The organism is Cryobacterium sp. PH31-O1, from assembly GCF_030063455.1.
GTDB lineage: Bacteria > Actinomycetota > Actinomycetes > Actinomycetales > Microbacteriaceae > Cryobacterium.
Genome location: NZ_JASITB010000004.1, coordinates 240,626 through 262,754, shown reverse-complemented (window position 1 = coordinate 262,754; position 22,129 = coordinate 240,626). Strand labels below are relative to the sequence as shown.

Below are 22,129 nucleotides of genomic sequence, written 5' to 3'. Positions count from 1 at the left end.
CACGTACTCGCTCTACGCGCTGTACTCGGCGATGGCCGTCTACGCCCTCGCGTTCATCGCTTTCGCCGTGGACCTCGCCCGTCGCTCGAGCGCCGTCGATGCCATCGAGGCGGCCGACCTGGTCGAAGCGGATGCCGCCCCTGCGGCCGGTGCTGCACCGGCCGGCGCCGCATCCGCTGGCAGCACCCGTACCCTCGAGCGACCAGCCCTGAAGCAGCCAGTGCTGAGCCGCATCAGCGCCCGCATGGACAACGACGCTGCCCTGCCCTACGGGCGGTCGTCGAGCCTGCGCGTGGGAGTCGCCCTGACCGTGCTCGCGTGGGCTGTGCACCTTGCGGCCACGATCATGCGCGGCTTCGCGGCCGACCGGGTGCCGTGGGCGAACATGTATGAGTTCGCCATGACGGGCACCCTGCTCATCATGACGGTGTTCCTGATCGTTCTGATTCGCTCCGACCTGCGCTTTCTCGGCACCTTCGTCACCGGCCTCGTGCTCGTGCTGCTCGGAATCGCCGCCCTGCAGTTCTACGTGGAAGTGGCCCCGCTGCCGCCGGCACTGCAGTCCGCATGGCTGGTCATCCACGTCTTCGTGGCGTCACTGGCCACCGGAATGTTCGCGCTCGGCTTCGCGCTGTCGACCGTGCAGCTGCTGCAGTTCCGGCGGGAGAATCACGTAATCGAGGGCACGGCCGCGCCGCGCGGAGCCGTCGCATCCGCTTTGCGCTTGCACTTTTTGGCCACGCTGCCCTCCTCAGCGACACTGGAGAACCTGGCCTACCGCATCACCATCATCGGGTTCATCCTGTGGACTTTCACCCTCATGGCAGGCTCGATCTGGGCCGAACAAGCCTGGGGTCGTTACTGGGGCTGGGACACCAAAGAGGTATGGACCTTCATCATCTGGGTTATCTACGCCGGCTACATTCACGCCCGCGCGACCCGCGGCTGGCGCGGATCACGCTCGGCCTGGCTCGCGATCATCGGATTCTCCGCCGTTATGTTCAACTTCGGCATCGTCAACGTCTTCTTCAAGGGCCTGCACGCCTACTCCGGCCTCTAACCCCCACCCCTTAGCCACGATCCACCGATGCGATGCGATGCGATGCGATGCGATGCGAGACGATGAGCGACGAGGCCGCCGGCGCTTGAATATCGTCCGCCGGTGTCGCGGATGCCGCGCCCAGCTCAGTCAAGAAGGCCGAACGCACCACGAAAAACTAGCGCGCAATCCCGGGCTGTGCGCGGCGCAGTAGCGCCTCACTGACCGGTAAATCTTTCGTGGAGGCAGACGCTGTGTCCTTATTCATGCGCGGCATTCGTGCGCGGCACCTGAGCGAGGCTTAGGGGAGTTGGTTACTCGGCGTTGAGCAGGGCGTGGGTGCGAGTCAGGCGGGCCAGCCACCAGTCTCGGCGCTCGGGGCTGGCCGCATGCTCGGTTAGCAGCGCTGCATCGGGAACGACCCGGCGCACCGGGATAGCCCCATTGACCGGCAGCAGCGGCTCACTCGTCACGTCGTCGGCGAGCAGCGAGGCTGTGCCGAGGCCGCAGTCGAAATACAGGCCGGGAACGGACGCCGCGAGGTGGGCGCCCATCGACAGCCCGACCGACGTGTCGAGGGCGCTGGAGACCACGACCGGCAGCCCGGTCTGGCCGATGATGGACAACGCGGCGCGGATTCCGCCGAGCGGCTGGGCCTTGATCACGAGAATGTCGGCGGCACCGGCTCTGGCTACGGCGAGCGGGTCGCCGCTCTTGCGCACGCTCTCGTCGGCGGCGATCGGCACACTCAGGTAGGCGGTGCGGTGGCGGATCTCGGCGAGTTCGGGCACGCTCATGCAGGGCTGCTCGACGTACTCGAGATCGAAGGCGCTCAACGCGTGAATGGCATGTTCGGCTTCGTCGACGTTCCACAGGCCGTTCGCATCGATACGAATGCGCCCCTCAGCGCCCAGCACGCGGCGCACCTCGGCCACGCGGGCCACATCGTCGGCGAGGGTCTGGTCGGGGCTGGCCACCTTTACCTTGGCGGTGCGACAGCCGGGAAAACGGGCGAGCACCTCCGCGACCTTCGCGGCCGGGACAGCGGGCACGGTGGCGTTGACCGGAATGCTCGTTCGCAGGGCGTGCGGCGTGCTCTGCCAGCCGAAGTCGATGGCGGCCCGCATCCAGCTCGCCGCCTCGGCATCGTCGTACTCGACAAATGGCGAGAACTCGGTCCAACCCTCCGGTCCCTCCAGCAGCAGCGCTTCCCGGCGGTCCAAACCGCGAAACCGATCGAACAGGTTCAGGGAGACGACGTGCGCGGAACCGAGTAACTCATCCAGTGAGGGCATCATAGTTCCAGTGTGTCAGTCTCCGGCTGGGTAGACGGCCTGAGCCAGCGCCAGCGCGGGGGCTATTCCTGTTCGTACAGCTCGTCCCCGTCGTGATCGTGGTCGACGCCGTTCGGTTTGACGTTGACGAGAGCTACGGCAACTCCTGGCGCGATGAGCAGATAGGCGTCTTCAAACCGGCCCTCACCGCTGTTCACCCGCATCCAGTAGGGAAGTCCCGCGGTGAGGGCCCCGTCGATCTCGACCTGGACCGATTCAATGGAACGGCCGCCGAGTGAATAGGGTTTGCCGCCGTAGACGATGTCGATGCGGTTCATGGTTCGTCCTTCACGGAGTTGGAGTGTGCAGCCGGCGAGCGAGGTTCCGGAACGATTTGCAATCCGCCGGAGGAATTGGCTGTGGCCATGAGGGCTTCGATCCAGTCGCGGTTCAGCGTGGGCGAACGACTACCGAAATACTTGTAGGCGATGGGAATACCGGGGTTCAACCAAATTGTGCTGCGCCCGTCCCCGGCCTGCGGGTCGTCTCGCCAGCTGAAATAGAACGATTCACCGCGGCGTAGTTTGGCGCCGATGACAACCTGGATATGGGCCAGTACCCGGTCGTCGAAGTCGGCGGTGAGTGTCGAGTCGTAGGTCAGTTTTCCCATTTCTCGCTCCTACTCGCGTGCAATCGGTGCTGTCGTCGTTCAGTCCCTGAGGTAGTGTTCCAGCCGCGGTACGTGCAGCAGCGCCAGCGCGCGCTTCTCAATCTGCCGCACCCGCTCCCGGGTGACGCCCTCAATGTGCGCGATCTGGTCGAGGGTGCGAGGCTCATTGCCATCGAGGCCGAACCGTGCCCGCAAAATAGACCGTTCCCGGGGCGGCAGGGTGTCGAGGAAAAAGCGGATGTCCGCAGCCCGCAGGGTCAGCGTCGCATGTTCATCTGGCTGGGGAAGGTCATCGTCGATGATGAGTTCGGCCATGTCGCCGGCGCCGTCACCGACCGGTGTGTGCAGGGAAATCGGTTCGTTGTCGTATTGCAGCAATCGCAGTACGTCTCGCACCGGCAATTGGGCGGCTTCACCGATTTCACGTGCCGTAGGATCGCGGTCGAGCACGCTCGTGAGGTCGCGCCGGATGCGCTTGATCTTATTGAGCTTTTCGGCGGTGTGCACCGGGATGCGGATCATGCGCGACTTGTCGGCCATGCCGCGGTGAATGGCCTGCCGAATCCACCAGGTGGCATAGGTGGAGAATTTGTAGCCGGTCATGAAGTCGTATTTCTCGACGGCGCGAACCAGCCCCATATTGCCGTCCTGCACGAGGTCCATGATTGGCACTCCGCGGCCGGAGTAGTGCTTGGCGATGCTTACGACCAGGCGAAGGTTGGCCTCGATGAACTGGTTCTTGGCGCGGCGCCCATCGTGCACCAGCCAGGCCAACTCGCGTTCGTCGGCCGAATCACGCGGGGCGGAGGCTTCGACGAGCAGAAGCCGCGCTTCAGCGAACAGTCCCACCTCGATGCGGCGGGCCAGGTCCACCTCCTGCTCGGCGTTGAGCAGGCTGCCCTTGCCGATGCGGCGCAGGTAATCGCCAAAGGCATCCGTTGATGCTGCGTTGTAATTGCCAGGAGCGGCGGCGCGGCGGGGTGGTGTGGCGGTGGTGCGGGATTCCTGAACGGTGGTCGTCATGGTTGGGCGCCCCCGCTTTTATGCTTTGTGCCGTATGTGATATTCATGGCGACCTCCCCATACTTTCAGAGTCATTAGTACACCCCCGAACGGGGTGGCTTGCAAGGGGTTGACTTCTTGCTCGGTCCACAGTACCTGAGGTTTTTTCGTCTTCTCAACCCTCGATATTACGAGTTTGAGACAGGCGAATAGCGCGTCGGCTGCGCGTAGGCTGACAGCATGAGCGAACAGGTATCCGAAATCTTCGACGCAAGCCAATGGTCGGCCGTTGCGGGCTTCGAGAATCTCACCGATCTCACCTACCACCACGATCTCAGCGGTCGGATCGCCCGTATAGCGTTCGACCGGCCAGAGGTGCGCAACGCCTTTCGGCCCCGCACCGTCGACGAGTTGTTCGCGGCCCTGGAAGATGCCCGTACCAACTCGAAGATCGGCGTCGTGCTGCTTACCGGCAACGGCCCGAGCGCCAAGGACGGCGGCTGGGCTTTCTGTTCCGGCGGCGACCAGCGCATTCGCGGTCGCGACGGCTACAAATATGCCGAGGGTGACACGGCGGCCGGCATCGACCGGGGGCGCGCCGGACGGCTGCATATTCTGGAAGTGCAGCGGCTCATCCGTTTCATGCCCAAGGTAGTCATCGCCGTCATTCCCGGCTGGGCCGCCGGCGGGGGACACTCGCTGCACGTGGTCTGCGATCTGAGCATCGCGAGCGCCGAACACGGCAAATTCAAGCAAACGGATGCCGACGTCGGCTCCTTCGACGCCGGTTACGGCAGCGCCTACTTCGCCCGCCAGGTCGGCCAGAAGGCCGCCCGCGAGGTGTTCTTTCTGGCGCGGGAGTATTCCGCCCAGCGCGCCCTCGAGATGGGCGCGATCAACGCGGTCGTGCCGCACCTTGAGCTGGAGACGGTCGCACTGGACTGGGCCCGCGAGATTCTGACCAAATCACCCACCGCCATTCGAATGCTCAAATTTGCCTTCAATGCCGTCGATGACGGCCTGGTCGGCCAGCAGGTGTTCGCCGGCGAGGCAACCCGGCTGGCCTACGGCACCGACGAGGCCGTCGAGGGCCGGGACGCCTTTCTGGAGAAGAGAGAACCCGACTGGTCGCCGTACCCCTGGCAGTACTGACGTGGGCGGGCGCTCGTGAGGCCGCTTCGGGTACTCACGCCGGAGCATGCCCTCGACTTTCTGGCGGTGTTGCGGGATGCGCTCGCCGGCAGCGGGCCGGCCGTGCTGCCGGTGCCGGTCGGGGTTGGCGCGGTAAAGCCCGCCGCCAGAACGCACCTCGGGGAGGTGCCGAAACGGGTCGCCGTGGTGATCGAGACCTCGGGCTCGACCGGTGTGCCCAAACGGGTCATGCTAGCCACCAATGCATTGCTGGCCGGTGCCGCAGCCTCGGCCGTGGCCCTTGGTGGGGCCGGGCAATGGCTGCTCGCACTGCCCGTGCACTACATCGCCGGGGTGCAGGTGCTCGTGCGCTCCATCGCCGCCGAGACCACCCCGCTCGTGCTGCCGCCTGGTCACTTCGACCCGCAGAATTTTCGACGGCTGGCCGAGGCCATGACCGAACCTCTGCGCTACACCGCGCTGGTTCCGGTGCAACTGGCCCGTCTGCTCGACGCAGCGGATGATCCGGCCCTGTTGGCCGTGCTGCGGCGTTTCACCGCGATCCTGGTCGGCGGGCAAATGATCCAACCGGGCCTCATCGCGCGGGCGGCCGAACTCGACGTGCGCGTCGTGCGCACCTACGGGTCGTCGGAGACCGCCGGCGGATGCGTCTACAACGGTGTTCCGATCGGAGACACCCGCGCGCGCGTCGTTGGCGGGCAACTTGAACTGTCGGGTACCGTGCTCGCTGAGGGATACCTCAACGACGAGGCGCGCAGCACTGACCGCTTTCTGTTAGAGCACGGTGTGCGCTGGTATCGCACCGGAGACCTCGGAGAGATCGACCCGCAGACTGGCCGTGTCACGGTGCTCGGCCGGGCCGACAACGTGATTATCTCGGGCGGTGTGAAGGTGTCGCTCGATGCCGTCGAACGCATCGTGCGCGCGCATCCGGGCTTCGAGCAGGCTGTCGTAGTCGGCGCCGACGACGAGAATTGGGGGCAGGTTCCCGTCGTGGTGGTGGCCGGGGGAGCGGCCGACGCGGGGCTGGCGGCATCCGTTGAGGTGGTGCTGGGACGAGCGGCACGGCCGACACGCGTCGTGCGGGTGAGGGAGATTGTGCTGCTGGCTTCGGGCAAGCCCGATCGCCGCGCGCTGGCTGTTGCTGCGGCCAGTCTTGCGCAAGCCAGTCCGGCACCTGACAGTACTATGGGGGCGTGGCACAAGGAGCTCGGCCGGTCAGGCCCAAACAACAACGATTGAACCCCGCGGCGAAGCTGGCTGGTGCTGATGTCGGCACCAGGACCAGCGGCAAATCAGGCCATCCCGCCTTCAAGAACGGCCCGCCGCGCAAGGGACCAGCCGCGAGAAAGCCAGCCACGGCCGCCGACTGGATCTCGGGCGCACGATTGCGCACCCTGCCCCTCGCCATCGCTCCGGTTCTGGTCGGCACCGGTGCTGCCATCGTCGCGAGCGGCCCCGGCATCTATCACCCGGTTCGCGCGCTCCTCGCGCTCGCCGTTGCACTGTTGCTGCAAATCGGCGTCAACTACGCCAACGACTACTCCGACGGGATTCGCGGCACCGACGCCTTTCGCGTCGGACCGGCCAGACTCACCGGCGGTGGCGTAGCCAACCCGCGTACCGTGCTGCGAGTTGCCCTCGTCTTCTTCGGCCTTGCTGCCGTGGCCGGCCTGATGCTCGTCGTGCTGACGCAGTACTGGTGGCTCCTGCTCGTCGGCGTGGTCGCCCTCGCCGCAGCGTGGTTCTACACCGGCGGCAAGAAGCCCTACGGCTATCTGGGACTGGGCGAACTGTTCGTCTTCGTGTTCTTCGGCCTGGTGGCTGCCGCTGGCACGACCTATGTGCAGGTCGGTGAGTTCACGACCGAGAGCGTGCTCGGTGGTGTGGCCATTGGGCTGATCGCGTGCGCGGTGCTCATGGTTAACAACCTGCGCGACATCGCTCCCGACAAGGCTGCCGGCAAGCGCACCCTCGCGGTGCGCATCGGCAGCACGGCCTCCCGGGTCGTGTTCTGCGTCTTTCTGTTGCTGCCGTTCGTGATCGCCGGGTTCTTCAGCGTGTTCTATCCGCTGGGAATCTTCACGTTCTTCGTGCTGCTACTGGCGCTGCCGGCCTGCCTCATTACGATCACCGCGACGTCGGCGAAGGAGCTCATCCTCGCGTTGAAGCTGACGAGCCTCGCGGCGCTGGCCTACGGCCTGCTACTGGGACTTGCTTTCGCGTTCTGAGTCGGCCTGTTCCTTGGCATTCAGCGCCAGGTCCTCGACTTCGGAATCCGGGTTCGCCGGCTCCTTGTCGGGGTGTCGCGCCCGGTAGAGGTCACTGGCAACGCTCTGGCGGGACTTACCCAGCAGAAGATACGACAGACACAGCCCCAGTAGGGCGGCAATCACAGCCGCAGCCCAGGGCCAGAACCCCAGGGACAGCAGAATCGCCAGCGGAACGGCAAACATCAAGACGCGTAAAACGGAGTAGTACAGCCAGGGGGCCACGAATTTCATAGATCCAGCTTAGAATGCCGCGGCTGGGCATCCGCACATGTCTCTCACGGCCAACCGGCTTACAATCGAGTTATGCCCAAGCTCTTGATCGGACTAGGACTTGCCCTGGTCATTCTCACGGTTTACACCCTCGTGGACTGTGCCGTGTTCGACCGCAAACGCATTCGCGGATTGCCGCGTTGGGTGTGGATTTTCGTCATCGTACTGGTGCCGCTGATCGGTCCGCTGCTCTGGCTGCTCGTCGGCCATGGACGCGCCACTCCCACCACCCGATCTTTTCGGTCGGTCGCTCCCGACGACGACCTCGATTTTCTGCGTGGTCTTAATGGCGGCGGCAGTGCTGCCACCGGTACGGGAGAGAACCGCCCGTTCAACGAGAAAGACCAGCAGGAACGCATCCGTCGCATGGAGCAAGACCTCGCCGATCTCGACAAAAACGACCCGACACCGGGCAAGGGCGGCGTCGCTGGCACCGCAGACACGGCTGGCGTCGACCCCAACAAGAAGAAGAGCGAACCGGGCGAGGGCGAGCAGCCTGGCCGTCGGGATGCCTGAGCGAGTCAGCGTAAACCCGAACCGCACCAGCCCGGCGACCGATTTCAGCTTCGCCCTCCTAACCGCATTCGTTCGACTTGGCGTGCGTGACCTGGTGCTCTGCCCAGGAGCACGGTCGCAGGCGCTCGCCCTCGCGGCGGCCGAGCTGGAACGGGCCGGCAGCATCCGCTTGCACGTGCGTACCGACGAACGCAGCGCCGGTTTTCTCAGCGTCGGCCTCGCGCTTGAAACCGGGTTGCCCGCCCTCATCGTCGTGACGTCGGGAACTGCCGTCGCCAACCTGCACCCGGCAGTGCTCGAGGCGCACCACGCCGGAGTGCCGATGATTCTGCTCACGGCGGACCGCCCGGCCGAGCTGCGCGGCATCCGCTCGAATCAGACCACCGTGCAGTCCGGCCTGTTCGGAGTCGCCACCCGGCTGTGCCTCGACGTTCCGGCGCCGGTCGGCGAGCCAGATGAGGCTGGCATTGCCGAGGCACTCGCCCGGCAGGCAATGGATGCTGCTACCGGCGTTCTAACCGCGGCTCCCGGCCCCGCACAACTCAATCTGGCGTTTCGCGAGCCGCTTTCGGCTGCGCTGCCAAGCGGGATTTCCCTGGCGGCGTCGGTTCCCCGTGAGCCCCCTGCTGAATCCGGTGACGAGCCGGCCATGCTGCTCGGACCGGGACCGCACACGGTCGTCGTGGCCGGCGATGGCGCCGGACCAGCGGCCGAAGAGCTCGCGCATGCCGGCGGTTGGCCGTTGCTGGCCGAGGTCTCGAGCGGTGCCAGGTTCGGACCGAACCTCATCGTGTTCTACCGGGAGCTGCTCGCTGCCGTCGATCTCGGCGGTCAGGTTGAACGCGTAATCGTGTTCGGTCACCCCACCCTGAGTCGGGAGATTCCGGCCCTCCTCGCCCGCGACGGCGTCGAGACCATCGTCGTCGCCCCGACCGGACTGGAGTGGTATAACCCGGGGCACGCTGCACGCGCCCTCACCCGCTCGATCGGAGTGGATGCCGCGTGCGCGGCGGGCGCACGCACGCCGGCCGGTCGCCAGTGGCTGGGCCGCTGGGTCACGACCAGCCGGGCGCTGGCCGAGGCAGCGGCCGATGAAGGGCGGGTGCCGATCGATAAGCGTGGCATCACCCGCGCCGAACTCGCCGTGCTGCGCGCGCCGCTGACCCGGGAGATGCTCGTCGACGCGGTCTGGCGGGCGTCCTGGCCGCACGACCGGCTCGTGCTCGGCGCCTCCAGACTCATTCGCGAGGCCGACAAACGCGTGCCTGGCAAAAAGATCACCGTGCTGGCCAACCGTGGCCTGGCCGGCATCGACGGCACCATCGCGACGGCCCTCGGTGTGGCACTCGCGAGCCAGGCCGAACCAGAGGCGAGCTCGGTCGGGGTGACCCGGGTGCTGCTGGGCGATCTCACCTTTCTGCACGACGTCGGGTCGCTGCTGCTCGCCCCGGGAGAGCCCCTGCCCCGGGTTCAGGTCATCGTCGGCGTCGACGGCGGTGGCAGCATCTTCGACGGCCTCGAGGTTGCCTCGACCGCCCCGCCGGCGGCGATGGAGCGTGTGCTCTACACCCCGCGCAGCGTCGACCTCAAAGCGCTCGCCGCAGCCTACGGCTGGGACTATGAGCTGGCCGCGACCCGCAATGAACTCGAGCGCGCACTCACGGGCGCTCCCACCCGCCCCGCAATTCTTGAGGTTCCGCTCGTTCGGTAGTTTTGTCCCGGCCATCGAGTAATCCACAGGTTCGCCGGGGAAGGGTTTGGGAGTGGGCGGCTTGGTACCGTTGAGTCAGACCGATGCCGGGAGGCCCAGATGACCATCGACTCGCCCGAGGGCCCGCAGCCCGCCGGCCTGCCCGAACAGTTCCCAGTGCCGGGCACACCCCGACGTCGCCGCGGAATCGTTCTCGCGGCACTCATCGTGGGCATCAGCGCCTTCGTCACCGGCTGGATTCCAGTGGTGGGACTGCTTCTGGGGCTCACCGGAATCGTGCTCGGCGTCGTGGCACTGCGCAAACCGGAAGGCAAATCATTCGGCTTCGCGGGCCTGATCGGGTCGGCCCTGGCCGTTCTTACCAATGTGCTTGTGATCACTGTGATCGTCATCTCACTGGTCAATTCGGGGATCGGCACGGCACTCCTGACCGACGCCCAGCCCATCATCACCCCGTGCTATTCCTTCAATGGGCCGGGTGAGTACCTCAACAACCAATCCGAAGAGAAGACGCAGGGCTGCACCACCTCACTGGAGCTGTGGGGTGAACGCGACGCTGACGGTGTCATCCACAAGACGGGGGTCGGTAGCATCCTGGGCAGCGTGCTGGTGGAACCGGTGGCGGTCGCCAGCACCGACGAATGGGCTCCGAGCGGAAGCCTCGACGAGATGGTCGAGTTTCTGAACCAGAGCTACTTTCCGGAGGCCGGCGAGGTGACGAGCCTGAAGGAGACCGTCACCCTTGACGGCGTCGACGCCAACCTCACCCGCCTGATCAGCACCGCCGAGAACACCCGGACCAAGGCGTTCCTCACCGTCTTCGCACCGGACACCTACCAGTCTGCAGACGAACCGGTGAAGTTCTTCATAATTTCCTTCGTCATTCCCGAGGACAACGGCGAGGAGATCATTGCCGCCGCCGTCGATTCCTGGCGCTGGAAATAACCGCGAGGCACCCGTTCACGCTCCCTCGGGGGCTGCACGGGCGGCGCTGAACGCGGCGGAAGCGGCGAGACCGCCCCTGTCACGAGGAGCCAGGACTACCGTGACGCGGCTCGTCTTGGCCAGCTGCGCGACGATAGCGAGGCCGAGGCCGAGGCCGTGGCTGCTCCCGCGCTATCGGATGTGGCTGGCCCGAAATGCTGGCTGACACCGTCGCTCGGGTTAGCCGAAGGCCTCGACGATCGGGCGAAACTTCATCTTCGTCTCGGCTAGCTCGCGCTCCGGGTCGGAGTCGAGAACGATGCCACAGCCGGCGTAGGCCGTGATGCCACCGGTCGGAGCCACCTGGGCGCAGCGCAGGGCGATGGCCCACTCGCCGTCGCCGTCTGCTCCGACCCAGCCGACCGGTCCGGCGTAGCGGCCACGGTCGAAGGGTTCGAGCTCGCGAATCAGGCTCAACGCCGCATCGGTGGGGGTTCCGGCGACAGCGGCCGTCGGGTGCAGCGCCGCGATGAGGTCAAGGGAGGTCGACCCGTCGCTCAGGGTGCCCTCCAAATCGGTCGCCAGATGCCAGAGGTTTGGAAGTTTCACGGTGAAGGGAATCTCGCTCGTCGCCAGCACCGAGGTGTGCGGTCGCAACGACTTGAGCACGCTCTGCACGGCGAACTCGTGCTCGTCGCCGTCCTTGGAGGAGGTCGCGAGGGTGAGGGCTGCCTCGCGGTCGTCCTCGGCATCCGCTCCCCGCGAGATCGTGCCGGCGAGAACGCGGGCGTTGACCGAACCGTGGTCGGCACGAATGAGGGTCTCGGGGCTTGACCCGATGAGTCCGTCGACGGCGTAGGTCCAGCAGTCCGGATAGCCGAGCGCGAGTTTGCCGATGGCGCGGCGCAGGTCGGATTCGGCTGGCACCCGCCCGACCAGGTCGCGGGCCAGCACGACCTTGTTGACCTGCTGGGCTCGAATGCGCTCGATGCCTGAACTGACCGCTGTGCGAAAGTCATCGGGAGGCAGCGCGCCTGGCAGCAGCGCGATGCGATACTCGTCGCCGAGCGGATGCAGCACCAGCGGGTTCTGCGCCGCCCCGTGCTCCGGGGCGTTCTGCCCGGTCGCCCAGATGCGTGTCACCCAACACTGGCCGTCTTCACGGCCCACGATGACCTCAGGCACGATCAGCACGCTGGTCTGCGCGGAAGACTCGTCGAAAGCGAACGCGCCGAAAGCGAGCAGCCCGGTGCCGGTGCGCGTGAGCGGGTCGGTCACGGTGGCCAGCGCGACGACCTGTTTCCACGCGGCCGCGGCATCCATCATGCGTGTGGGGCCGGAGAATTCAAGCCGCAACGCGCAGCCGATACCGGCCAGGCCCTGGTTACGACGCATCCAGAGCAGGGGCGCGCGGCCGTCGAGCAGCAGGATCAGTTGGCGGATATCGGCTATCGGGGAGGTTTCGACCGTCAAGGCCTGCACATTCACCTTTACAGCCTACGCCCGCGCCACTGCGCCCATGCGAAGCTGGGCCCCGGCAACCGTGCAGCTTCGGCGGGCGTGCGCAACCTAGAATGATGGGGTGAATAGAGCAGATCTGAACAAACGGCCCGCGCAGGTGGCTGCCATGTTCGACGAGGTCGCCGCCCATTACGACCGCACGAATGCGCTGCTGTCGGTCGGCAACGCGTCGCTCTGGCGCCTCGCAACGACCAAGGCGGTCAACCCGCAGGCGGGCGAACGCATCCTCGACATCGCCGCCGGCACCGGAACCTCCAGCGCCGCCCTCGCGCACAGTGGCGCCCACGTCGTCGCCGCCGACTTCTCGGCCGGAATGATCGAGGTCGGCCAGGCCCGGCACGCGCACAACGCGAACATCGAGTTCGTGCAGGCCGACGCCACCGCGCTTCCGTTCAAAGACAACGAATTCGACGCCGTCACCATTTCGTTCGGGCTGCGCAACGTGGTCGAACCAAAGAAAGCCCTCGCCGAGTTCTACCGGGTGACCAAGCCTGGCGGCCGCGTCGTCATCTGCGAGTTCTCGACACCGCCACTGACGCTTGTGCGCCAGAGCTACTTCGCCTACCTCAACCACGTCATGCCCAGGGTTGTTCGGCTGGCCTCCTCGAACGCCGAAGCGTACGACTACCTCGGCGAATCCATTGCGGCCTGGCCGACCCAGCCGGTACTGAGCGGATGGCTGCGCTCGGCCGGATACTCCCAGGTCGCCTACCGCAATCTCACGCTCGGCATCGTGGCCCTGCACCGCGGCACCAAGCCCTGACCGAATCGATAGGCTGACTTACGTGAAATCCAGAGCCCCCGTGACGCGACGCAGCGCGTCGGTGACCAGCCAGGCGGGCCTCGGCGAACGTATTTTCTCGACTTCCGCCGACCGCGGCCTTGCAGCGAACATCGATGCCGGCATCGAAAAGGTGGAAGCGGCGCTCATCGATGAGCTCGTCTACGCCAACGAAATCGCCACCGTCACCAGCCGTTACCTGCTCAACGCCGGCGGCAAACGAGTGCGTCCCATGCTCGCGCTGCTCACCGCGCACCTCGGCGACGGTGTGGTGCCCGATGTGATCACGGCGGCTTCGGCCATCGAGCTGACCCACCTCGCCTCGCTCTATCACGATGATGTCATGGACGACGCCGACAAACGCCGAGGGGTGCCCAGCGCGCAAACAGTGTGGGGCAACTCCATCGCCATCCTCACCGGCGACCTGTTGTTCGCCCGCGCCAGCCAGCTGATGGCCCGGCTCGGCGAACGTGCCATCAAACTTCAGGCGACGACATTCGAGCGCCTCGTGCTCGGCCAATTCCAGGAGACGGTCGGCCCGCGGGTCGGCGAGGACCCGGTCGAACATTACATTCAGGTGCTCGCCGGCAAGACCGGTTCGCTTATCGCCGCGGCCGCCCAGGGTGGCGTGGTGTTCTCGAACGCCCCGGCCGAGTACGAGCAGCCCGTCGTGGACTTCGGCGAGAAGATCGGCGTGGCTTTTCAGCTCATCGACGATGTGCTCGACCTGTCTCCGCAACCGCAGGAGACAGGCAAGGTGCCGGGAACGGACCTCCGGGCCGGAGTCGTCACACTTCCGCTGCTTCGGCTGCGGGAGCGCGCCGTGGGCGACGGGGCATCCTCTGATCTGCTGGTGCGGCTGGAACGGGACGTCATGACGATCGGTGCTGAGCAGGGCGAGGCCGCCGATGCGGCGATCACCGCGCTGCGCGAGCACGCCGTCACCGCCGAAACTCTGGCCGAGGCACACGGCTGGGCCCGCGACGCGGTCGCTGCCCTCGCTCCGCTGCCGAACGGTTCGGTCAAGAAAGCCCTCACCCGATTCGCCGAGTCCATCGTCGAGCGTTCCAGCTAGACTTCGCCCGCTCGCGCAGTAAGGAAAAACTCAGTGACTAAATTGAGACTGGCCATCGTCGGCGCAGGTCCGGCCGGCATCTACGCCGCTGATATTCTGCTCAAGGCCGAGCGCAACTTCGAGGTGTCGATTGACCTCTTCGACCACTTGCCGGCGCCATACGGGCTGGTGCGCTACGGTGTCGCCCCCGATCACCCCCGCATCAAGGGCATCATCACCGCACTGCGCGGCGTGCTGGACAGTGGCGACATTCGCGTGTTCGGCAACGTGCGGTTCGGCGTGGATGTCACCCTCGACGACCTCAAGAAGCACTACAACGCGGTCATCTTCGCGACCGGCGCCGTGCAGGACGCAGACCTGAACATTCCGGGCGCGTCGCTCGACGGTTCCTATGGCGCCGCCGACTTCGTCAGCTGGTTCGACGGGCACCCAGACGTGCCGCGCACCTGGCCGCTGACGGCCCGCGAGATCGCCGTGATCGGCAACGGCAACGTGGCCCTCGACGTGTCTCGCATGCTCATCAAACACGCTGACGACCTGCTTGCGACCGAGATTCCCGCGAACGTCTATGGCGGGCTGAAGGCGTCACCGGTGACCGACGTGCATGTTTTCGGGCGCCGCGGGCCAACATCCGTCAAGTTCACCCCGCTGGAACTGCGTGAGGTCGGCGAGCTGAACGATGTGGACATGATCGTCTACGACGAGGATTTCGAGTACGACGAGGCCGCCACGGCCGCCGTCGCCAGCAACAAGCAGGTCTTCGTGATCGATAAGACACTGAACCAGTGGCGCGCCCGCGAGACCGGCACGGCCAGCCGCCGCCTGCACCTGCACTTCTTCGCCAAGCCCGTCGAAATCGTCGACGACGGCACCGGCCGGGTCGCTGCTTTTCGTTGGGAACGCACCAGAACGGATGCCGCCGGCGGCGTCGTCGGTACCGGTGAGATGCGCGAGATCCCGGTCCAGGCGGTGTATCGGGCGGTCGGCTACTTCGGGTCGGAACTGCCGGACGTGCCGTTCGACAAGAAACGCGGTGTTATCCCGAACCGCGAGGGTCAGGTGCTGCGCCGCGACCCGTCGGCTGGCACCGGCGGACTGTTCAATCAGCAGATGTACGGTGTGTACGCGACCGGGTGGATCAAACGCGGCCCGGTCGGCCTGATCGGCCACACCAAGAGCGACGCGATGGAGACGATCAAGCACCTGATCAACGATCTCGGCAACTGGTGGCGCCCCGAATCACCGTCGGAGGAGAGCATCCTGGCGTTGCTCGATGCGCGCGGCGTGAAATACACCGGTCTCGACGGGTGGCACAACCTCGACCAGCACGAGCTCGCGCTCGGCGAGGCGGCTGGCCGCACCCGCATTAAGGTCGTTGACCGCGACGAGATGGTCGCCGTCTCCCGCGCTGAATAGCCGCTTCCGGGCGCGCGGCCGGGCTTGGCGTGTCGGTCACCGGCGTGTGGATGCCGCTGGCGTGCGCCGTGGCGCTAGCGGAAGTTCGTGAACTGCAGGGCTACGTCGAGGTCCTTGCCCTTCAGTAGCGCCATCACGGCCTGCAGGTCGTCGCGGCTCTTCGAGCTGACCCGCAGCTCGTCGCCCTGGATCTGGCTCTTGACGCCCTTGGGGCCCTCATCGCGAATGATCTTGCTGATCTTCTTCGCGTTCTCCTGGTCGATACCAGCCTTCATGGACGTCTCGATGCGGTATTCCTTGCCGGAAGCGAACGGCTCCCCGGCGTCCAGGCTGCGCAGCGAGATGCCGCGCTTGATCAGCTTGGCCTCGAACACCTCCAGGATTGCCTTGACGCGCTCCTCGGTGTTCGCCTTCATGAGCACCTTCTCGCCGCTCATCGCGATTGAGGCTCCCACGTTCTTGAAGTCGTAGCGCTGCGCGACTTCTTTATGCGCCTGGTTGAGGGCGTTATCGACCTCCATCGGGTCGACCTTGCTGACGATGTCGAATGTTGAATCTGCCATTCCCCCATGGTATCCGACCGGTAGGAACGCAGTACCTGCCCGCCCGCGGGGTGGCGGACGCGCCTTAAGGTGAGAGCTGGCATCCGCTGATTTCTCGGTGAGGCGTTTCGTCTTGTATTGTTAACCCCGCGTCTCCGGTCAAGTGATTACACCTGGTCGGGAGCGCCTGGCGAGTTACCCAAGCGGCCAAAGGGATCTGACTGTAAATCAGACGGCGTAGCCTTCGTGAGTTCGAACCTCGCACTCGCCACCAGCAGTAGAGCAGTCCAGAACAGGCAGGCCCTCGGGCCTGCCTGTTCTGGTTAAGGCCCTACCTGTAACGTGAGGGCATGACGCATCCTGCCCCGACCGAGCTGCTCGACCTCGCGCGCACCATCGCCCTCACCGGCGGCGCGCTCGCCCACCGCCGCCGCGCCGAGGGGGTCGAGATCGCCGCCTCCAAGTCCTCGCCCGAAGACATCGTCACCGCGGCCGACCGCGAAGTCGAGCTGCTCATTCGCGGCCTGTTGGCCGATGCCCGGCCGAACGACGGCTTCTACGGTGAGGAATCCGACGCGACCGGCGGCACGAGCGGGCTCACCTGGGTGGTCGACCCCATTGACGGCACCGTCAATTATCTCTATGGCATCCCGTTCTACGCCGTCAGCATCGCCGTGGTGCAGGGTGATCCCGATCCGGCGACCTGGAATGCCCTTGCCGGCGCGGTCGTCAATCCGGCTCTCGGCGAGGTCTTCACCGCGTCAGACGGCTCGGGCGCCTGGCTGGGTGACAAGCGCCTGCACGTCAACCACGACGTTCCGCTCTCGCTCGCCCTGGCCGGCACAGGCTTCAGCTACGAGGCGCCTCGGCGCGTGTGGCAGGCGAATGTCGTGGGCGGTCTCATCGGCCAGGTGCGGGACATCCGTCGGATCGGTTCGGCCGCTCTCGACCTCTGCTCGGTGGCCTGTGGGCGACTCGACCTCTATTTTGAACGCGGCCTTAATCCGTGGGACCACGCCGCCGGCGCCCTGATCGCCCGCGAGGCTGGCGCCCGCGTGGGGGCTCTCCAAGCGGATGCCGAGGGTCGTGACCTGCTCATCGCCGCCGACCCTGGTCTATACGAGCAGTTTGAACCGGTGCTGGCCGGGCTGTTCGAACGCTTCCCGGTCGCCCCGAAAGCATAGTGACGTCAAGCCCATTTACCCCCATTTCGGTGTGAACGGTCACTTTCCTCTGGTATTCTCAGGGTTGCGCGTTATCCTTAATCAATTCGTTATATTGGCTTGCCATAATTTGGCGTTATCCAGTACGAGTTCCCGTTCCCGTCCGCTACGCCGAAAGCTGCACTTTGTCACGTCACACTCCATCCATGGATACCCCCGTGTCCGGCGAGAGTGACGGCACCGTATTTACCCCAGCTGAACCGGCAGCGCTCACCCGACGCGAACTGCGCGAGCGCGAGCGCGCGGCCTTATCCCGATTGGCTCCGGTTGACGAAAACGGTGTCGACGTAGTTCGACTCAGCCCCGCCGCGGACCTGATCGTCGCTGCTGATTTGTCTCGACCCGACCTCGAGTCGGCCGTAGTCACCGAGACCGACCGCGTTGTCGCCGCCGTGCCGATCGCCGACGCCGAGCCCACCGACTACGAGAAGCTCCTGACTCCCGGCATGGCCCAGGCGATCCCGACGGTGATTCCCGCCGTCGGCGACCGGCCTCGCCGCCGCCAGCGCATCGAACACAAGCCCGGCGAGACCTTTGCCCCCGCGCGCAAATTCGTTCCGGCCGAGTCGCTGCCCCGCCGCACGCCCCGCGCACGCCCGCTCGGCAGCACCATGCGCAGGCGCGCCACCAAAGGCGCCTCGATCCTCGCCATGTCGTTTGTAGCCCTGATGGCCGTGGCTACGTCGCTTCCGGCGGAGGCGCTGCTGTCCTCGCAGGACGTGCAGGCATCCGCTTTGGAAGCCCAACGTGGTCTGCCGGCCGACGAGGCACAGAGCATGGATCTGGCCGGCGGCGACACCGTTACCGTGGTGCGCGACGGCTACGAGTCGAGCACCATCGCCGAAGTGGCCGCGGCCAGCGGTATTCGTATGGAAGACACCTTCACCAACAACCCGAACGGTACTATTCAGTGGCCGTTCGCCGTTGGTGTGCACCTCAATAGCCAATTTGGAATACGCCATTGCGCCGGCTGTTCCGTGAACCACGGCGGCCAGGACTTCAACCCCGGTGTCGGCGCCCCGATTCAAGCCATCGCCGACGGCGTGGTCAGTCTCGCCGAAGACGGCGAAGGCAGCCTCGGCGTACACATGATGATTGACCACATGATCGACGGCGAGCTCGTCACGAGTGTGTACGCGCACATGGTCCACGGGTCGATGCTCTTCAAGGAGGGCGACGTAGTGAAGGTCGGCCAGGTCATCGGCAAGACCGGAAGCACCGGAATGTCGACCGGCCCGCACCTGCACTTTGAAATTCGTGAAGGTGGCATTAATGGCACCAAGGTCGACCCGCTCGTCTGGCTCTACGCCAATACGAACTAGGCGCGATCGCTGGGCCAACGTCACGCATAACGGCCACGGAAACGAGTGAGTTATGCGGGATGGGTGTTGGAGACCCGCTCGAGCGAACCTGGCACGGCTATTCCGGCTCGGTGCGACCGCGCACGAACGAGTCGAGCAAGCCCTTCGGCAGCGGAAACGGCGGTAGACCGTCGAAACTGAACAGGTCGGCATCATTGGCATCGACACTCTCGAGCGCCACGACCTGGTCGTGCAGCAGCTCCATCTTCACGTCGAGTCGACTGGCAGCATCCGCTGCCTGCCGCAGGTCCTCGACGAGAGTGTCGGGCACGGCACCGTTGTACTTGTAGAAAATCTTGTGCTCGAGGCTCGCCCAGAAGTCCATGGCGATGGTGCGAATCTGAATTTCCACTGTGACCGGCTGCACGCGGTCGGACATGAACACCGGAATCGCGACGATGAGGTGCAGACTCTGGTAGCCATTCGCCTTCGGCTGCTCAATGTAGTCCTTCTCGTGCAGCACCGTGACGTCTCGCTGACCGGCGAGCAGGTCGCGAATGCGATAGGTGTCGCTGATGAAGCTGCAGGTGATGCGAATGCCCGCGATGTCCTGAATATTGTTGCGGATGCCGTCGAGTTCTAGCGGATACCCCTTGCGGATGGCCTTCTTCAGAATTCCTTCCGGCGACTTGAGACGCGAGCTGACATGCTCGATCGGACTGTAGTCGTGGATCGAGCTGAACTCCTCTTTCAGAATGTTGATCTTGGTGAGCATCTCGTCGCTCGCGAATTTGTACGACATCATGAAACGGGTCAGCTCGAGCTTCAGCTCGCGCATCGCTGCGATGCTCGCCAGCGCGGTGCTGCCGGTCTCGCTCGGTCCGCCTGCGGCGTCGGTCATACCTGGACTGCGCGCAACCAAGCCGTCGCGTCTCCGGGCAGGGTGCGGCCGACGAGGTCTTCACTGGCCAACAGAACGTCACCGGCCGGTAGCTGAACGGATGCCGTACCCGTGTTGGCCACGACGGTCACGTCGCCGTTGCGGTACGCCGCGACCTCTGGGCCGAAGCCAGTGATCCACTCGACCGTACCGGAGGCAAGGGCGTGCTCCCGGCGCAGCCGCAGTGCGAGTTTATACAGCTCGAGCGTTGAGCCAGCCACGCCGTCCTGCTGGTCTCGGGCCAGCCCGGCCCACTCGGCCGGCTGCGGCAGCCAGCTCTTCGCCCCGGTACTGAAGCCGAACGATTCGCCGGCGGCTTCCCACGGAATCGGCACGCGGCATCCGTCTCGCCCGTACCGGTCGCCGTTGGTGCGAAACCAGGTGGGGTCTTCGCGGGCATGGTCGGGCAGGTCGACGGCTTCGGGCAGGCCGAGTTCCTCTCCCTGATACAGGTAGCCCGACCCGGGCAGCGACAGCATCAAAGCGGATGCTGCCCGCGCGCGTCGGAGACCCAGCGCAGTGTTGGGCAGCCCCACCGTTTTCGGACCGATGCCGTGCCCCTGCAGATTGTCGCCGGTGAGGGCGAGCCGGGAGGCATGGCGCACCACGTCGTGGTTGGACAATACCCAGGTGCTCGGCGCGCCCACGTTGCCAAAGGCTTCGAGCGACTCATCGATGACGCTCTTGAGCTTCGCGGCGTTCCACGGGGTCTCGAGATAGGCGAAATTGAAGGCCTGGTGCATCTCATCGGGACGCACCCATTTGGCCATCTCGCTAAGCGGGTCGACCCAGGCTTCGGCGGCGAGAACGCGGTCGCCGGGGTAGGCCGCGAGCACCTGGTGCCAGTCGCGGTAGATCTCGTGCACGCCATCCTGCGCCCAGTAGGGGGCAGTCAGCGGCGTTTCGGCGGTGATGCCCGGTTCTAGAGCGGATGCCGGAGCCCCGCCCATGCTGCCGCCCTCCGCGGGAGGCGTGTAATCGGGGAGGCCGGGAGCCTTGATCATGCCGTGTGCAACATCCACTCGAAAGCCGTCGACGCCGCGGTCGAGCCAGAAGCGCAGTACCGCGCGGAACTGTTCGCGTACCCACTCGCTGTCCCAGTCGAAGTCGGGCTGGCTGCTGTCGAACAGGTGCAGGTACCACTGGCCGGGGGTGCCGTCGGGGTCGGTCGTGCGGGTCCAGGCGAGACCGCCGAAAACGGACTCCCAGTTGTTCGGGGGCAGCTCGCCGTTCTCGCCTTTGCCGTCGCGGAAGGTATAGCGGGCGCGTTCTTCACTGCCAGGGCCGGCGGCGAGGGCCGCCTGGAACCAGCCATGGTCGCTTGAGGAATGATTGGGCACGATGTCGACGATGACCCGGATTTTGAGGTCGTGGGCGGTGCGTTGTAGCACCTCGAAATCGTCGAGGGTGCCGAACAAGGGGTCGACGTTGCAGTAGTCCGAAACGTCGTAGCCGGCGTCGCGCTGCGGTGACGTATAGAAAGGAGAAAGCCAGATGGCGTCGACGCCCAGGTCTTTGAGCTGGGGCAGTCGCGCACTGATGCCGGCGAGGTCACCCATGCCGTCACCATTCGCGTCGGCGAACGATCTCGGATAGATCTGATAGATAACGGCCGTGCGCCACCATTCGGTGCCGGAAGTCAGTTCGGTGCCAGTCATCCTAAAATGCTACGGCATCGTTGCTGGGTGCCTGTAGCGCGGGAAAGTGGTCTGGACCTCGCTGTCGGGGTGATAAAGTTTCTAGGTTGCCAAAAACGCGGCATTGCCACTGTTTTTTGGTGCTCTGCCCCCTTAGCTCATTGGTAGAGCACTTCCTTGGTAAGGAAGAGGTAGTGGGTCCGATTCCCACAGGGGGCTCAGGCTTGGAAGCGAACAGCCGACAAGTCGCGGCGGGGTAGCTCAGTTGGTTAGAGCACACGGCTCATAATCGTGGTGTCGCGGGTTCAATTCCCGCTCCCGCTACACGGAATCATAAAATGCCCCGGACTTCTGCGGAAGTCCGGGGCATTTTTTCGCCGAAATGCGGTTTTGCCACCACAAACCCCGCACATAGATGAGGCCGTGAGCGTGTCGGCGTGACGCTGTAGTGTCATGAGCGTGAGTACGCAAGAGACAGGAGCGGTCGGTCCGCGATCGGGCGGGGAGATTGCCGCGTTCGTTATACTCGGCTTACTTTTGGGGTTCGCGACAGTGTATGCGAGCTTCATTGGCAGATTTCTCAGCTTCGGCTGGCTCGCCGACTCGAATCACCCGACGGACGGGCAGGTCGCCGCAACCATGAATCTTGCCGTCGGTGGCCCATGGGTGATCGCAGCTGTCGTTCTACTGTGGGGACTCCTGCGTCTCGTGAACGGAAAGGTGTCGTGGCCTCTTCCCCTAATTGGTGGTGTCCTACTCATCGTCAACTTCTACGTCTGCGCGGGCGTCGTCGCTGCGACCTGAGCGGAGAGGGCGCCTGCGCGTTCATGGCTGTGCGCACACAGCTGGCGATTTCCCAATC

The 22,129-nt window shown here is 65.3% G+C and carries 22 protein-coding genes and 3 tRNA genes; 16 read left to right on the top strand and 9 right to left on the bottom strand.

Features of this window, described 5'->3' with window-relative positions:
* The first annotated feature begins 31 nt into the window (after positions 1-31).
* Entirely contained in the window at positions 32-1,060 is a 1,029-nt protein-coding gene (gene ccsB / locus QMK31_RS10505; RefSeq protein WP_283501022.1) for a c-type cytochrome biogenesis protein CcsB, read from the top strand.
* Between the two features lie 293 nt (positions 1,061-1,353).
* Here ccsB and QMK31_RS10500 read toward each other — a convergent pair whose 3' ends face one another.
* The 4 genes from QMK31_RS10500 to QMK31_RS10485 are packed head-to-tail and all read right to left on the bottom strand — an operon-like array spanning position 1,354 to position 4,006.
* Positions 1,354-2,337, bottom strand: a complete 984-nt coding sequence (locus QMK31_RS10500; RefSeq protein ID WP_283500887.1) for an o-succinylbenzoate synthase — start codon at positions 2,335-2,337, stop codon at positions 1,354-1,356.
* Positions 2,338-2,396: 59 nt separating this feature from the next.
* Entirely contained in the window at positions 2,397-2,651 is a 255-nt protein-coding gene (locus QMK31_RS10495; protein ID WP_283500886.1) for a hypothetical protein, read from the bottom strand.
* Positions 2,648-2,983: a DUF7882 family protein gene (locus tag QMK31_RS10490; protein WP_283500885.1), complete on the bottom strand. Its 336-nt coding sequence runs from the start codon at positions 2,981-2,983 to the stop codon at positions 2,648-2,650. The genes QMK31_RS10495 and QMK31_RS10490 overlap by 4 nt, the downstream gene beginning before the upstream one ends.
* A gap of 39 nt (positions 2,984-3,022) precedes the next feature.
* The gene (locus QMK31_RS10485) at positions 3,023-4,006 is read right to left on the bottom strand and encodes a sigma-70 family RNA polymerase sigma factor (protein WP_283500884.1); all 984 of its coding nucleotides are present in this window, start codon (positions 4,004-4,006) and stop codon (positions 3,023-3,025) included.
* 219 nt (positions 4,007-4,225) lie between these two features.
* Here QMK31_RS10485 and QMK31_RS10480 point away from each other — a divergent pair, with 219 nt between their 5' ends.
* Genes QMK31_RS10480 through QMK31_RS10470 form a run of 3 tightly spaced genes read left to right on the top strand, consistent with a single transcriptional unit; the run spans position 4,226 to position 7,368 of the window.
* The gene (locus QMK31_RS10480; RefSeq protein WP_283500883.1) at positions 4,226-5,137 is read left to right on the top strand and encodes a 1,4-dihydroxy-2-naphthoyl-CoA synthase; all 912 of its coding nucleotides are present in this window, start codon (positions 4,226-4,228) and stop codon (positions 5,135-5,137) included.
* Between the two features lie 15 nt (positions 5,138-5,152).
* Positions 5,153-6,379, top strand: a complete 1,227-nt coding sequence (locus QMK31_RS10475) for an AMP-binding protein (protein ID WP_283500882.1) — start codon at positions 5,153-5,155, stop codon at positions 6,377-6,379.
* Entirely contained in the window at positions 6,376-7,368 is a 993-nt protein-coding gene (locus QMK31_RS10470) for a 1,4-dihydroxy-2-naphthoate polyprenyltransferase (protein ID WP_502852938.1), read from the top strand. The genes QMK31_RS10475 and QMK31_RS10470 overlap by 4 nt, the downstream gene beginning before the upstream one ends.
* On the opposite strand, the gene QMK31_RS10465 is transcribed toward QMK31_RS10470, so the two are convergent.
* Positions 7,342-7,641, bottom strand: coding sequence for a DUF4229 domain-containing protein (locus tag QMK31_RS10465; protein ID WP_283500881.1), 300 nt, complete (start codon positions 7,639-7,641; stop codon positions 7,342-7,344). The genes QMK31_RS10470 and QMK31_RS10465 overlap by 27 nt on opposite strands.
* A gap of 72 nt (positions 7,642-7,713) precedes the next feature.
* Here QMK31_RS10465 and QMK31_RS10460 point away from each other — a divergent pair, with 72 nt between their 5' ends.
* The 3 genes from QMK31_RS10460 (at position 7,714) to QMK31_RS10450 (ending at position 10,852) form a co-directional block, all read left to right on the top strand.
* Positions 7,714-8,196: a PLD nuclease N-terminal domain-containing protein gene (locus tag QMK31_RS10460; RefSeq protein ID WP_283500880.1), complete on the top strand. Its 483-nt coding sequence runs from the start codon at positions 7,714-7,716 to the stop codon at positions 8,194-8,196.
* Positions 8,189-9,907, top strand: coding sequence for a 2-succinyl-5-enolpyruvyl-6-hydroxy-3-cyclohexene-1-carboxylic-acid synthase (gene menD / locus QMK31_RS10455; RefSeq protein WP_283500879.1), 1,719 nt, complete (start codon positions 8,189-8,191; stop codon positions 9,905-9,907). The genes QMK31_RS10460 and menD overlap by 8 nt, the downstream gene beginning before the upstream one ends.
* 99 nt (positions 9,908-10,006) lie before the next feature.
* Positions 10,007-10,852, top strand: coding sequence for a SirB2 family protein (locus QMK31_RS10450; RefSeq protein WP_283500878.1), 846 nt, complete (start codon positions 10,007-10,009; stop codon positions 10,850-10,852).
* Positions 10,853-11,071: 219 nt separating this feature from the next.
* Here QMK31_RS10450 and QMK31_RS10445 read toward each other — a convergent pair whose 3' ends face one another.
* Positions 11,072-12,313 (bottom strand): isochorismate synthase, encoded by a 1,242-nt coding sequence (locus QMK31_RS10445; protein ID WP_502852997.1) that lies wholly within the window; start codon positions 12,311-12,313, stop codon positions 11,072-11,074.
* A 100-nt stretch (positions 12,314-12,413) separates the two neighbouring features.
* Here QMK31_RS10445 and ubiE point away from each other — a divergent pair, with 100 nt between their 5' ends.
* Genes ubiE through QMK31_RS10430 form a run of 3 tightly spaced genes read left to right on the top strand, consistent with a single transcriptional unit; the run spans position 12,414 to position 15,624 of the window.
* Entirely contained in the window at positions 12,414-13,115 is a 702-nt protein-coding gene (gene ubiE / locus QMK31_RS10440) for a bifunctional demethylmenaquinone methyltransferase/2-methoxy-6-polyprenyl-1,4-benzoquinol methylase UbiE (protein WP_283500876.1), read from the top strand.
* Positions 13,116-13,137: 22 nt separating this feature from the next.
* Positions 13,138-14,208, top strand: a complete 1,071-nt coding sequence (locus QMK31_RS10435; protein ID WP_283500875.1) for a polyprenyl synthetase family protein — start codon at positions 13,138-13,140, stop codon at positions 14,206-14,208.
* Between the two features lie 33 nt (positions 14,209-14,241).
* Positions 14,242-15,624: an FAD-dependent oxidoreductase gene (locus tag QMK31_RS10430; RefSeq protein WP_283500874.1), complete on the top strand. Its 1,383-nt coding sequence runs from the start codon at positions 14,242-14,244 to the stop codon at positions 15,622-15,624.
* A 74-nt stretch (positions 15,625-15,698) separates the two neighbouring features.
* On the opposite strand, the gene QMK31_RS10425 is transcribed toward QMK31_RS10430, so the two are convergent.
* Positions 15,699-16,187 carry a YajQ family cyclic di-GMP-binding protein gene (locus QMK31_RS10425; protein ID WP_092106423.1) on the bottom strand — a complete coding sequence of 163 codons (489 nt, stop codon included), beginning with the start codon at positions 16,185-16,187 and terminating at the stop codon, positions 15,699-15,701.
* A gap of 168 nt (positions 16,188-16,355) precedes the next feature.
* Here QMK31_RS10425 and QMK31_RS10420 point away from each other — a divergent pair.
* From QMK31_RS10420 to QMK31_RS10410, 3 genes are all read left to right on the top strand, one after another.
* Positions 16,356-16,440, top strand: a tRNA-Tyr gene (locus QMK31_RS10420).
* Between the two features lie 76 nt (positions 16,441-16,516).
* Positions 16,517-17,350 (top strand): inositol monophosphatase family protein, encoded by an 834-nt coding sequence (locus QMK31_RS10415; RefSeq protein WP_283500873.1) that lies wholly within the window; start codon positions 16,517-16,519, stop codon positions 17,348-17,350.
* 185 nt (positions 17,351-17,535) lie between these two features.
* Positions 17,536-18,711: a M23 family metallopeptidase gene (locus QMK31_RS10410; RefSeq protein ID WP_283500872.1), complete on the top strand. Its 1,176-nt coding sequence runs from the start codon at positions 17,536-17,538 to the stop codon at positions 18,709-18,711.
* A 97-nt stretch (positions 18,712-18,808) separates the two neighbouring features.
* Here QMK31_RS10410 and QMK31_RS10405 read toward each other — a convergent pair whose 3' ends face one another.
* Both QMK31_RS10405 and QMK31_RS10400 read right to left on the bottom strand, forming a co-directional pair.
* The gene (locus QMK31_RS10405) at positions 18,809-19,591 is read right to left on the bottom strand and encodes a GTP pyrophosphokinase (protein ID WP_283500871.1); all 783 of its coding nucleotides are present in this window, start codon (positions 19,589-19,591) and stop codon (positions 18,809-18,811) included.
* Positions 19,588-21,288, bottom strand: a complete 1,701-nt coding sequence (locus QMK31_RS10400; RefSeq protein ID WP_283500870.1) for a glycoside hydrolase family 13 protein — start codon at positions 21,286-21,288, stop codon at positions 19,588-19,590. Before QMK31_RS10400 ends, QMK31_RS10405 begins: the two co-directional genes overlap by 4 nt.
* Before the next feature lie 126 nt (positions 21,289-21,414).
* Between QMK31_RS10400 and QMK31_RS10395 the strand changes: the two genes are divergently transcribed.
* The 3 genes from QMK31_RS10395 (at position 21,415) to QMK31_RS10385 (ending at position 22,071) form a co-directional block, all read left to right on the top strand.
* Positions 21,415-21,486 (top strand) — tRNA-Thr (locus QMK31_RS10395).
* Between the two features lie 31 nt (positions 21,487-21,517).
* Positions 21,518-21,591 (top strand) — tRNA-Met (locus QMK31_RS10390).
* Positions 21,592-21,726: 135 nt separating this feature from the next.
* Complete coding sequence (locus QMK31_RS10385; protein ID WP_283500869.1) at positions 21,727-22,071, top strand: hypothetical protein; 345 nt, start codon at positions 21,727-21,729, stop codon at positions 22,069-22,071.
* Positions 22,072-22,129 lie beyond the last annotated feature (58 nt).

Bases quoted from the DNA above. Each gene is read 5' to 3' on its own strand.
- QMK31_RS10460 (WP_283500880.1), top strand. From the start codon at position 7,714: ATGCCCAAGCTCTTGATCGGACTAGGACTTGCCCTGGTCATTCTCACG.
- QMK31_RS10400 (WP_283500870.1), bottom strand. From the start codon at position 21,288: ATGACTGGCACCGAACTGACTTCCGGCACCGAATGGTGGCGCACGGCC.
- QMK31_RS10415 (WP_283500873.1), top strand. From the start codon at position 16,517: ATGACGCATCCTGCCCCGACCGAGCTGCTCGACCTCGCGCGCACCATC.
- ccsB (WP_283501022.1), top strand. From the start codon at position 32: ATGGCCGTCTACGCCCTCGCGTTCATCGCTTTCGCCGTGGACCTCGCC.
- QMK31_RS10425 (WP_092106423.1), bottom strand. From the start codon at position 16,187: ATGGCAGATTCAACATTCGACATCGTCAGCAAGGTCGACCCGATGGAG.
- QMK31_RS10450 (WP_283500878.1), top strand. From the start codon at position 10,007: ATGACCATCGACTCGCCCGAGGGCCCGCAGCCCGCCGGCCTGCCCGAA.
- QMK31_RS10465 (WP_283500881.1), bottom strand. From the start codon at position 7,641: ATGAAATTCGTGGCCCCCTGGCTGTACTACTCCGTTTTACGCGTCTTG.
- QMK31_RS10480 (WP_283500883.1), top strand. From the start codon at position 4,226: ATGAGCGAACAGGTATCCGAAATCTTCGACGCAAGCCAATGGTCGGCC.
- QMK31_RS10500 (WP_283500887.1), bottom strand. From the start codon at position 2,337: ATGATGCCCTCACTGGATGAGTTACTCGGTTCCGCGCACGTCGTCTCC.
- QMK31_RS10495 (WP_283500886.1), bottom strand. From the start codon at position 2,651: ATGAACCGCATCGACATCGTCTACGGCGGCAAACCCTATTCACTCGGC.
- QMK31_RS10405 (WP_283500871.1), bottom strand. From the start codon at position 19,591: ATGACCGACGCCGCAGGCGGACCGAGCGAGACCGGCAGCACCGCGCTG.
- QMK31_RS10410 (WP_283500872.1), top strand. From the start codon at position 17,536: ATGGATACCCCCGTGTCCGGCGAGAGTGACGGCACCGTATTTACCCCA.
- menD (WP_283500879.1), top strand. From the start codon at position 8,189: ATGCCTGAGCGAGTCAGCGTAAACCCGAACCGCACCAGCCCGGCGACC.
- QMK31_RS10485 (WP_283500884.1), bottom strand. From the start codon at position 4,006: ATGACGACCACCGTTCAGGAATCCCGCACCACCGCCACACCACCCCGC.
- QMK31_RS10490 (WP_283500885.1), bottom strand. From the start codon at position 2,983: ATGGGAAAACTGACCTACGACTCGACACTCACCGCCGACTTCGACGAC.